The organism is Roseomonas rosulenta, assembly GCF_016106005.1.
In the GTDB taxonomy this organism is placed as follows: Bacteria; Pseudomonadota; Alphaproteobacteria; order Acetobacterales; family Acetobacteraceae; genus Neoroseomonas; species Neoroseomonas rosulenta.
This window is the reverse complement of record NZ_JACADR010000153.1, coordinates 1-10,369: the sequence shown is the minus strand read 5'-3', so window position 1 is coordinate 10,369 and position 10,369 is coordinate 1. Positions and strand designations below refer to the sequence as shown.

Below are 10,369 nucleotides of genomic sequence, written 5' to 3'. Positions count from 1 at the left end.
CGCGCCAGGACGGGCGCGGGGCGGGCGGCGCGCCGCGCGCCAGGCGCACCGGTTCGGCGAGCAGGCAGCCCGCCACCGCATCCAGCGCATCGTCGCGCGCGCCGGCCGCACCCGGGCGCCATTCCGCCATCTCGCCCGGGAAGGGCGTGCGGAACACGCCCTCATGCGCATGCAGCCGCCGCGCCGCCAGCGCGGGCTCGAGCGCGGCGAGGATGCGGTCCTCCTTCGCGCGCGTGCTGGCATGCTCGATCACCTGACACGCCACGCCGGCCGGGCCGAGCTCACGGCGCAGCAGCGCGGGCAGGAAGCGGCCGAGGCCGTTGGTCTCCACCCGCACCGAGGGCAGCAGCAATTCGCCCAGGATCGCCGCCACCTTGCGGCATTGCTGGGTGGCGGGATCGACCGGCGAGGCCGGGTCGTGCGTCAGATAGGCCAGGCGGTGCAGGAAATGCCGCCCCTCGCCATCCGAGAAGCAGCAGGCCAGCACCGAGGCGTCGCCGGCGCCGGGCCGCCCATAGGCCGGGTCCCAGAAGGCGCTGCCGGAGACGAGGCGATGGCCCAGCAGCGTGAGCACGCCCCTGCCCTGCGCCTCGCGATACTCGGGCTCGTCGCCGTAGCGCACGATGGCACCCGGATCGAGCCGCACCGCATCCGCCGCGACGGGCTGCAGCAGCATCTGCCGCTGGAACTGCAGCGGGCCGACGCGGTCGCGCAGGGCCGCGATCGCCTCCCGCGGGAAGCGCTCGGGCCAGGCGGAGGCGCCGGCCGCGTTCATCACCGGCACCGCGAGGCGGCGGTAGCCGCGCAGGAAGGCGCCATCCTCCTTCGGGTTGCGATAGAGGCTGTCCTCGCAATGCGGCGTGCCGACGAACAGGATGGTGCCCCCGGGGGTGAGGATGAACTCCGCCTCCGCCAGGCGCTCGCGCAGCTCGGCGCGCTTGCCGGGCGTGTCGCAATTGCCCGCCACCTCGACGTCGTCGCAGACGATCACCTCGGCGCGCGAGCCAGTGACATTGCCGCCGATCCCCTGCGCGAGCATCGATGGATCGCGCAGCGCACCGTCGCGCGCCACGGTGAAGCGGTCCGCCGCCCAGGAGTCCGGGCCGCCGGGCAGCAGGTGGCGGCAGAGCGGGTGGCGCTCGATGATGCGGCGCACGCTCGCGACCATCTTGACCGCGAGCGGCGCATCGGCGGCCAGCACCAGGATTCGCGTCTCGGGCCGGCGCGCCAGTTGCCAGGCGCACCACAGCCCGACCAGCGTGGACTTCCCGCAGCCGCGGAAGGCCATCAGCAGAAGCCGCGTCTCGCCCCCTGCCTGGCGTGCCTCCAGCCAGCGGGCGATGCGGCGGTGGACCGGCGGCGTCTCCTGCCGCTGCCGGCGGTTCCAGACCCAGGCGAATTCGAGGAAGCCCGGTTCAGCACTGCTCCTCGCTGGCATCGGGATCCTCCTCGTCGAACTGGGACAGGGCCTCGCGCGCCTCGATCAGCATGACCTGCGCCTCCTCGGCCTCGGCCGGTGCGGCGCCCATGCTGCGCGCAAGCTTCACCAGCGCATCGAGATGCGCGAGCGCGGTCTTGCAGGCGGCGTGGTGCGCGGCGAAGGCCTTGGCATCGTCGCCCGTCCCAGGCTCCGGGCCGCAGCCGAGGAAGTCGAGGTAGCTCTCCGCGACGACATCCATCGCCCTTCGGAGATCGGGCCCGCGAACCATCGGCTCGCGGCGGCCCGTCACGTCTTCACCACGCGGGCACGCACCGTGCCGGCCGCGAGGTCGATCGCGACCGCGGACCGGTTCCACGCGGTGACGGTCACGACATCCGTCGCGCCGACCTGTGCGAGGAATACGAGTCCCGAGGTGGCGAGCGAGAAGGCCGCCGAGGCGAAGTCGCCGGGCCGCGCGCCCGGCACCGTCACGTTGACCTGCGCGATCGCGCCGGCGGCGATCGAGGGCGGATCCCACGCCGCCTCCGCCACCAGCTCGCGTCCGCCATGCGGCAGGCCGGGCTGGGCAAAGAGCAGCGGCGGCGCGAAGAGCGGGTCGCAGGCAAGGCGCATCGCGCGCACCTCGTAATCCGCGCCGATGCGCGCCACGCCGATGATGGCGTAGGCGACATTGTCCGCGAGGCGCACCACCTGCGGGCGCGTGAAGGTCGCATCCCCCATGTCGGCCGAGCCCTGCCACCACCGCGCCGCCGCGTTCCACACCATCGACTGGCCGGAGGCGCGCACCAGCGCGGTGCCGGTATCACTCAGCAGGTTGCGGGCGGCGTCGAAGCACATGACCACGAGCCGCGGCGCATCGGCATCGACCGCGAGAGCGAATTCGCGGCAGTTGCGCGCATCCACCACGAAGCCGAGGCCGCGCCCGCCGGTCAGCACCACGCCGTCATTGCTGAAGGCGTAGCTGTCGAGCGCGGGGAAGGCGAAATCCGCCAGCGTGGCCGGCGAGCCCGACACGTTGGTGGACAGGCAGGCCAGGCGTTCGAAGCCCCATTCGGTGTTGGACCAGCGGATGCGTGCGGCGCGCAGGTTCGCCACCGCCCCCACCTCGCGCGAGGCCTCGCGGAAGGCGGCCGCCTGGTGGGAGGCCCGCACAACGGCGCCGACGCGCGTGGCCGTGCCCGTATAGTCCACCTGCACCTGGTAGGTCTGGCTGGCCCAGGCCACTTCGTAGATGTGGTCCTGCGCGCCGCCGGTATGGCGCGCGACGAAGGGCGAGCAGCCCTCCATGCGCAGCGCGCGCGCCCAGACCGAGCGGCTGTTCACCTCGATCAGGAACGGGATGCCGCTGATCGGGCGGCCCACCGCCTGAAGTTCGAAGCCTGGCGCGTCGAAGATGTGGCGGTTATGCGCGACATGGGCACCCGGTGCCGCCGAGAACCGCACGCCGAAGCGGTCCTTGTCCGGATAGACCGTGCTGCCGATGGCGAAGTGCCCGCCATAGTAGCGCACCGAGGTGTTCCAGGCGCCCGCCGTCTCGGTGCGGACATCGAGCCCAATGCGATTGTTCACGATGCGCCCGAGGATCAACGTCGTGTCCTCGAAGCCGCGCTCCACGCCCTGGGTGCGCACGCCGATGGTGAAGCCTTCCACCTGGCGGATCTCGACGAAGGATGCATCGAGGTTGCGCATGACCAGGCCGATATCGGCCTCGTTCTCCCAGCTGGAGATGGCGGCGCGCAGCACGCGCAGCCCCTCGTAGCGCTTGGCCGCGTTGCGCACGGCAGCGCCGTCGCCGAGCGTGAGCGCGGTCTGCCCCGCCGGCCCGGCATAGATGATGGCGCCGTGCATGATCAGCCCCGCCGCGCCGCCGCCCAGTGTCAGCGGCTGGGTGGTGCGGAAGGACCCCTCGCCGATCTCGAGCACGCGGCCCGAGGCGGCGGCGGCGGCCATGGCCGCGGACAGCGCCGGGCCGTCATCGGTCACACCGTCGCCGGTCGCGCCGAAGTCGCGCGCGGTCAGCCGCTCGGCCAGCTTGTCCTCGACCATGCGCGGCACGCCGCCCGGATAGGGCACGCCCAGCGCCTGGGTGCCGCGGTCGAAGACCGTCACGTTGCCGACGGAATCGAAGCCGAGCACGCGGTTCGCGCGCGCCCCGCGCAGCGGCAGCACGAGAGCGCCGCCATCGGCCGGGTCGAGCCGGACGCTGCCCGAGACCTCGTCGGCCACCTGCTGGATGGCGGCGACCTGGTAGTCGAGCTCGTCGTTCAGCGCGCGGGCGCGCAGGATGCCGTTGTTCTGGAAGTCGGTCGCGCGGGCGATCTTGAGCCGGCGGCGCAAGGTCACGCGGGCGCCCGCGGGCGGCGGCTCAGCCAGCGTGACCGTGCCGCCATCCGACGACCCTGCGCCGGTGATCGTCGCGCCGCCGACCAGCACCGCGCCATCCAGGCGGATCTCGAGGTCGGCTTCCTCGAAGATCGGGAAGGGATCGGTGAAGTCGGCCAGGACGCCGTCCGCGACATACTGCACTTCCGTCGCCGTCATGCGGTCGTCGCGCGCGGGCCCCAGCCGGTCGGCCAACAGCGCGCCCCGGATGCGCGTGCGCAGGTCGGTCAGCACCAGCTGCGACACGTCGAAATTGCCCGGTGCGGCAAGCGGCGTGAGGCCCGCGGACCCCGGCGCCTTCGGAATGATGGCACCCGGTTCGAGGCGCACCGTCGCCGGGTTCAGCACGCCGTCGTCATCGGCCTGCCAGATGCCCGTCGCGGCGATGGAGGCGTTCTTGAGAACCAACTCCACCACCTTGTTGGCGGTGCGGATATCCGGCAGCGCCTTGGCCACCGGCCCGCGGCCATAGACCTCGCCCGGCGCCTTCAGCCAACGGAAGCCGATGAAGGGGCTTTGCGCGAAGCGGCCCTCCGAGAGCACCAGCGGGCCACGGTCGGTCACCAGCAGCGCGCGGAAGGCGTAGCCGCGGGCATCGGGCCAGACCGCCTCCACGACGCGGTGGCGCTCGGCTTCGGGGTCGCCATCGGCGGCGGCCGCGGGCACCGGCGCGTCGGGATAGCGCGCCCGCAGCGCGGCTTCGCTGAGCCGTGCCGCACGGAACACGGTGTCGAGCCGGCCGGAGGGGCCTTCCTCGAGCACCGCCTCGCGCAGCGGCACCGCGGTGAAGCGCAGCGCCGAGGGCTCGCCGACCGGCGCCTCCTCGACCAGCAGCAGCCCCGTGCCGGCGATCACCAGGTCGAGGAAGGCCTGGTGCATCTCGAGCGCGAAGTTGGACCGGTCGAAATGCCCCTGGAGCACCTCGGCCGCGTCTTCCAACGCGACGGCGGCGTCGGTGTCGCCTTCCACCGGGCGGGCGGGGGCGAGGCCGAACCAGCGCGACCAGGGCGGCGTGAGTTCCGCGAGCAGCGATGCAGCGAGCTGTTCCGCCGCATCCGCCGCAGTGGCGTCGAAGATCGCCACGCGCCCGCCGGTCGCGGGCGGCAGCACATGGTCGTAGCAGTCCTGCCACAGCGCATCCTGGGCGCGACGGCGGTCGAGCGCGCGGGCATGGCGCGCCAGCATCTCCTCGGGGGTCATGGCGTCATTCCCCCAGCAGCGACTTGCGCGTCGCGACGAAGTCGGCGCGCGCGCCGAGCACGCCGGCGGCGGAGGTGGCGATGGTGCCGGAGAGGCCGCGACGGGTGCGCTCGCGCGCCTCGACGCGGGCGGCGGTGGCGGTTTCCTCGATGGCCTGCTGCGGGGCGACGGCGGCTTGTGCCGGGGCCGGTGCGGCGGCAGGCGCGATGACGACAGGCTTCGGGGCGCGGAACAGGCCACCCATGCGCGCGCGGCTCCTCTCGATAGGGGGACGGGGCCTCCCGCGCAGCACCCCGAAAAGCCGCGGGCCCGCCCCTCGGTAAGGAAGGGCGGGCCCGCGCAAGTCAGGGAGGGATCGGGAGGAAGGCCGCCGGGCGCAGATCGCCCGTTGGCCGGATGGTGATACGTCAGGCCAGGGTACGGGTCAAGATTTTTTTCCTATCCTTGTGCAGAATCCTCGAAAGCCGCCAGAACAGGCCGAAGGGTGTCATGGCGAACGGCGCGCCGGCGTCGAGCAGCGCGCGGCACAGCCCGACGCAGGTCTGCGGCAGCAGCGAGGGCAGCCAGCGCGCACGCGCCGCGCCAGGGGCGAAGGGGCCGAGCACGCGCAGCCCCGCGCGCCGATAGAAGCCCGGCAGGTCATAGGACGCGGGCATGGCGATGCGCAGCACCAGCAGCCGGCCGGAAACGGGCTCCACCACGGTCCAGCCGGCCTCGTCGCGCAGGGCGGCGAAGCAGTGGCGGAAGCCGCGCCGCAGGGGGCGCAGCCAGGCCTGGTCGGCCTGGCCGCCGAAGGCGATCCAGACCTGCTGCGGCGCGTCGCGCGCGGCGCGCAGGCGCGGGGTGCCACGTACCGTCAGGCCCCTGTCGCGGGGCGCCGTCACGCCACGATCCCCTTGACCCGCAGCGGCCATTCCAGACGGTTCATCGCCTCGCGCCACTGCGCCGCATCCGCGCGCTCGGACAGGTGGCGCGGGTCCGGGGCCATGCCGCGTTCGCCCCAGATGCGCAGGATGCGCGCGTGGATCAGGTCGATGCGGCGGCAGCGGTAGAGCCGGTCGAGGCACTTGATGACATCGTCCGGTTCGCAGGGGCGGACCTTGTCGCCCTTGCCGGCGGTGATACGCGCGCCGTCGCGCCGCGCGATCAGCGCGGACATGGTCCAGAACCAGGCTTCTTCGGCCGAGCGGAAGGGCTCGGCGGCGGCGATGCTGGCGTAGCGGGGGGCATGGGCGGTGCGGGGGGCGGGTCGCATGGGGGGGTCTCGCCTGTGAAATGAACAATACAAGAACATTAACCGCGACAGTTGTGGCGAGGCAAGGCGAAAAAGGAACACTGACCTATTGCAAACAGACACTAAGCCTAGGATAGGTTCCCCAGGGCGCCCACTCGATCTGGATTCGCGTCCTGCGAACAAGGACAACGACGCCCCATGCGGCATGACGACATCTGGCGCGCCCTTGATGCCCTCGCGGCCGAGCATGGCCTCTCGGCCTCGGGCCTGGCGCGCAAGGCCGGGCTCGACCCCACAGCCTTCAACCCCTCAAAGCGCATCGGCGCGGATGGCCGCGCGCGATGGCCCTCGACCGAGAGCATTGCCAAGGTGCTGAACGCCGTCGGGCGCGGGATCGACGATTTCGCCTCGCTGGTCTCGGGCCTGCCCGCGCTCTCGCGCGGCGGCAGCGGGCGTGGCGGCGCGGGCCGGCGCATTCCGCTGATCGGCCTGGCCCAGGCCGGCGGCGAGGGCTACTTCGACGATGGCGGCTATCCGGTCGGCGGCTCCTGGGACGAGATCTCGCTGCCCGAGATCGGCGACCCCAACGCCTATGCGCTCGAGATCTCCGGTGAATCCATGGAACCGGTGTTCCGGGACGGCGACGTGGTGGTGGTCTCCCCCGGCGCGCCGGTGCGCCGCGGCGACCGCGTGGTGGTGCGCACCGCGAAGGGCGAGGTGATGGCGAAGGAACTCCGCCGGCAATCGGCCAAGCGGATCGAACTGGCGAGCCTCAACCCCGCGCATCCGAGCTACAGTTTCGAACTGCCGGAGATCGCGTGGATGCACAGGATCGTCTGGGCCAGCCAGTGAGCGCGTCCAGGCCTGTCATCCGCGACGGCGATACCGTTGGCCAGACACCCACGCAGCGCATCGTCGTGCGGTTCGGCGAACGTGGAGGGACGCCAACCTACCAGGTGAACGTCTCCGCGCCGTCTTCGGTTTCGTAGGCGCGGTCTCCATGGCAGCGATGATCAAGTTCGCGCACGACACGCGCCTGCGGCCGGTGGTTAGGGGGGCACCGAAGGAGGGGCCGGAGGCGCATGGTGTGCTCACCACCGCCGGTGAACGACGAACGCCCCTTGGAGGGTTCGACTTCGGCAACAAGGGAGTGCGCTTCGAACCAGGGGATGTGAAGCCCGAGTTCTGGCTCACCTCGAAGCACCCGGCGTTGGCCGACTTCATGCCGGTGGTGGCCTGCTGGGGCGTCTCGGCGGAGTTCCGGGAGGTGGTGGAAGCCTTCGAACCCCGCCTGCACCAGTTCTTCCCGATCATGATCCGCCGGCCCAACGGCAAGCCGATCGAGCGCCTGGATGGGCGGGAGGTAGCGCCGGGCCAGTACTTCATCATGAACCCTCTGGTGCGCATCCATTCGTTGCTGGCCGAGGAATGCATCGGCAAGCAGGGCCAGCGCCGCACAACCCTGAAGGACGTGGTGAAGTACGTCGACGACCTTTGCCTTTCGCGCGCGGTGATCGCCGGGCGGCATCTCTGGGTCGATGCCAGTTTCACCATGGGCGAGTTCTTCGTCTCCGACGCGTTGCTGGCGGCGTTGCGGGGGAAGGGGCTGAAGGGCTTTCTCGTGCAGAGGATTCGGGAGGCTTAGGTCGGCGCGCTGCGCGGTCGCAGCCGTTGCACCCAACGCGGCACCACGGCCGAGACGGCCTCCCCCCTCACGCCATCCCGCCCCGCGCCGCGATCGGCCAGAGGCATTCCACCCGCCCCTTCCGCACGCCGACATACCAGTCGTAGCGATCCACCGTCGGGTCGCAATGCCCGGGAACCAAGCGCAGCCTTTCGCCGAGCGCCGGCGCGGCGCCATCCTCGACGATGATCTTGCCGTGCTCGTCCGACGCGCCGGCGAAGCGCAGGCCAGGGCGTTCCCACACGCCCGGCATGCCGCTGTCCACCGCGACACCCTTGTGCCCGCAATCCACCACCACGATCCCCTGCCCCGCGCGGCTCATCACCGTGGTCGCGACGAACAGAGCGTGCCGGAAGGGCGGCGCATCGTCGTTCCTCGCGTAGTCCACATCCATGAAGGCGTAGGACCCCGCCTGGATCTCGGTATAGACCCCGCTTGCCGCCTCGTGCCGGAAGGTGCCGGTGCCCGCGCCGCCGACGATCGCGCAGTCGAGCCCGCGCTGCTTCAGCTGCTCCACCGTGCGCCGCGTACGCGCCACCGCCTCGGCGATCGCGGCGGCGCGCTTCTCCGGCTCGCGGATATGCTGCGCGCTGCCGTGATAGGCCTGCAGCCCGCCGAAGATCAGGTGCGGGCTGGCGGCGATGCGCTCGGCGAGTGCCACCGCTGGCGGGCCGGCCTCGATGCCGCCACGCGCCATGCCGACATCGATCTCGACCAGCATCTTGAGCCGGATGCCGGCCGCCTCCGCCGCCTGCTCGGCCAGCACCACCTGCGCCTCGTCATCGGCGCAGAGCCCGACCTCGCAGATCCTCGACAGCGCCGCGAGCCGCGCGAGCTTGCGCGGGCCCACCACCTGGTTTGTCACCAGCACGTCTGGGATGCCGCCCCAGGCCAGCGCCTCGGCCTCCGCCACCTTCTGCACGCATTGCCCGACCGCGCCGCGCGCCATCTGCAGCTTCGCCACAACGGGCGACTTGTGCGTCTTGGCATGCGCGCGCAGCTTCGCCCCGGTGGGCGCCAGAAGCGCGGCCATGGTGTCGAGGTTGTGCTCGAAGGCATCGAGGTCGATCACCAGCGCGGGCGTGTCGATCTCGTCCTCGCGCATGCCGGGTTCGGCGGGCGGCGCTTGCAGCATGGTTCATCCCCTCGGGCTTCCGGGGCATGATGCGGCGATGCTGCCCTCCGATCCAGATGTGCTCGTCATCGGCGCCGGCTGCGCCGGAATCTCGGCGGCGCGCGAACTCGCGGCCCGCGGGCGGTCCTGCGTAGTCCTGGAGGGCGGGCCGCGCGTGGGCGGGCGCGCCTTTACCGAGAGCGCCTCGCTCGGCCTGCCCTTCGACCACGGCGCCTCCTGGCTGCACCAGGCGGATGACAACCCGCTGACGCCGCTCGCACGCGGCCTCGGCCTCGCGCTGCTCGACCACGACGCGCTGCGCGACCGGCGGCTGTTCACGCGCGGCCGCTTCGCCACCACGGCCGAACGCGCCGATTTCGCGGCAGCCGAGGACGCCTTCTGGACTGCCATCGACGCCGCCGCGCGGGACGGCGCGCCGGACCGTCCGGCCGACCAGGCCGCCCCGCGCGGCGGGCCCTGGGACGCGACCATCGCGCATTGGGAAGGGGCGCAGATCTGCGCCGCCGAACTGCACCACATGTCGTTGCACGACCTGGCGGCCACCGCGCTGGAGGGGCCGAACCTGATCCTGCGCGAGGGCATCGGCGGCCTGGTCGCGCGACTCGCCGAGGGGCTGCCCGTGCGGCTCGATGCGCGCGTGGATCGCCTGCACTGGGGCGCGCGGGGCGTGGTGGCGGAGGGCGCCTTCGGCAGCGTGGCGGCACGCGCGGCGATCGTCACCGTCTCCACCGGCGTGCTCGCTGCCGGCGGCATCGCCTTCGACCCGCCTCTGCCCGTCGCGACGCAGCAGGCCATCGCCGACCTGCCGATGGGCCTGCTGACCAAGATCGCCTTGCGCGCCGATGATCCCGCAGCCCCCGGCCTGCCGCCCTTCGCCAGCGTGCGGCGCGTGGTGGACTCACCCGGCGACCGCCCGATGTCCTTCCTCGCGCGCCTGTTCCACGACCCGCTGCTGATCGGCTTCTGCGGCGGAGCACGCGCGTGGGAGATGCTGCATGACGCGCCCGCGCTGGAAGCCGCGGCGCGCGGGGAGATCGCCGCGATGTTCGGTGCACCCGCCGCCGCCGCGCTCGGTCGCGCCGCCGTCACGCGCTGGGGCGAAGACCCGCTGTTCCGCGGCGCCTATAGCCACGCCGTGCCTGGCGCGCAGACGGCGCGGCGCGTGCTCGGCACCCCGCTGGCCGATGGCCGCCTGTGCTTCGCCGGCGAGGCCTGCCACCCGCGCTTCGCGGCCACCGTCGCCGGCGCCTGGCTGAGCAGATCGGAAGAGCAGACGACTCGACTCCAGTCACA

Annotated in this window: 10 protein-coding genes; 3 read left to right on the top strand and 7 right to left on the bottom strand. The window is 72.3% G+C overall.

Annotated elements, in window-relative coordinates; genetic code table 11:
- The 6 genes from terL to HW578_RS16925 all read right to left on the bottom strand — a co-directional run.
- The coding region (terL, locus tag HW578_RS16950) for a phage terminase large subunit (protein WP_198371793.1) at positions 1-1,438 on the bottom strand (1,438 nt) is incomplete at its 3' end.
- On the bottom strand, positions 1,416-1,679 hold the full coding sequence (locus tag HW578_RS16945; protein WP_232479044.1) for a hypothetical protein: 264 nt from the start codon (positions 1,677-1,679) through the stop codon (positions 1,416-1,418). The genes terL and HW578_RS16945, both read right to left, overlap by 23 nt.
- A gap of 47 nt (positions 1,680-1,726) precedes the next feature.
- On the bottom strand, positions 1,727-5,023 hold the full coding sequence (locus HW578_RS16940) for a portal protein (RefSeq protein ID WP_198371792.1): 3,297 nt from the start codon (positions 5,021-5,023) through the stop codon (positions 1,727-1,729).
- A gap of 4 nt (positions 5,024-5,027) precedes the next feature.
- Positions 5,028-5,267 (bottom strand): hypothetical protein, encoded by a 240-nt coding sequence (locus HW578_RS16935; RefSeq protein WP_198371791.1) that lies wholly within the window; start codon positions 5,265-5,267, stop codon positions 5,028-5,030.
- Between the two features lie 163 nt (positions 5,268-5,430).
- Entirely contained in the window at positions 5,431-5,907 is a 477-nt protein-coding gene (locus HW578_RS16930) for a hypothetical protein (protein ID WP_369407910.1), read from the bottom strand.
- The gene (locus tag HW578_RS16925; protein WP_198371790.1) at positions 5,904-6,278 is read right to left on the bottom strand and encodes a hypothetical protein; all 375 of its coding nucleotides are present in this window, start codon (positions 6,276-6,278) and stop codon (positions 5,904-5,906) included. The genes HW578_RS16930 and HW578_RS16925 overlap by 4 nt, the downstream gene beginning before the upstream one ends.
- A gap of 177 nt (positions 6,279-6,455) precedes the next feature.
- On the opposite strand from HW578_RS16925, the gene HW578_RS16920 reads away from it, so the two are divergent.
- Together HW578_RS16920 and HW578_RS16915 are read left to right on the top strand one after the other, a co-directional pair.
- Positions 6,456-7,109: a S24 family peptidase gene (locus HW578_RS16920; protein WP_198371789.1), complete on the top strand. Its 654-nt coding sequence runs from the start codon at positions 6,456-6,458 to the stop codon at positions 7,107-7,109.
- A 148-nt stretch (positions 7,110-7,257) separates the two neighbouring features.
- Positions 7,258-7,902, top strand: a complete 645-nt coding sequence (locus HW578_RS16915; protein ID WP_198371788.1) for an imm11 family protein — start codon at positions 7,258-7,260, stop codon at positions 7,900-7,902.
- 67 nt (positions 7,903-7,969) lie between these two features.
- Here the strand turns inward: HW578_RS16915 and HW578_RS16910 are convergent, their stop codons facing one another.
- Entirely contained in the window at positions 7,970-9,076 is a 1,107-nt protein-coding gene (locus HW578_RS16910) for a DSD1 family PLP-dependent enzyme (protein WP_198371787.1), read from the bottom strand.
- A 37-nt stretch (positions 9,077-9,113) separates the two neighbouring features.
- Here HW578_RS16910 and HW578_RS16905 point away from each other — a divergent pair.
- The coding region (locus HW578_RS16905) for a flavin monoamine oxidase family protein (RefSeq protein ID WP_232479043.1) at positions 9,114-10,369 on the top strand (1,256 nt) is incomplete at its 3' end.

What these genes read in the sequence shown, in the direction of transcription:
- HW578_RS16945 (WP_232479044.1), bottom strand. Translation starts at nt 1,679, where the DNA reads ATGGATGTCGTCGCGGAGAGCTACCTCGACTTCCTCGGCTGCGGCCCG.
- HW578_RS16940 (WP_198371792.1), bottom strand. Translation starts at nt 5,023, where the DNA reads ATGACCCCCGAGGAGATGCTGGCGCGCCATGCCCGCGCGCTCGACCGC.
- HW578_RS16935 (WP_198371791.1), bottom strand. Translation starts at nt 5,267, where the DNA reads ATGGGTGGCCTGTTCCGCGCCCCGAAGCCTGTCGTCATCGCGCCTGCC.
- HW578_RS16925 (WP_198371790.1), bottom strand. Translation starts at nt 6,278, where the DNA reads ATGCGACCCGCCCCCCGCACCGCCCATGCCCCCCGCTACGCCAGCATC.
- HW578_RS16920 (WP_198371789.1), top strand. Translation starts at nt 6,456, where the DNA reads ATGCGGCATGACGACATCTGGCGCGCCCTTGATGCCCTCGCGGCCGAG.
- HW578_RS16915 (WP_198371788.1), top strand. Translation starts at nt 7,258, where the DNA reads ATGGCAGCGATGATCAAGTTCGCGCACGACACGCGCCTGCGGCCGGTG.
- HW578_RS16910 (WP_198371787.1), bottom strand. Translation starts at nt 9,076, where the DNA reads ATGCTGCAAGCGCCGCCCGCCGAACCCGGCATGCGCGAGGACGAGATC.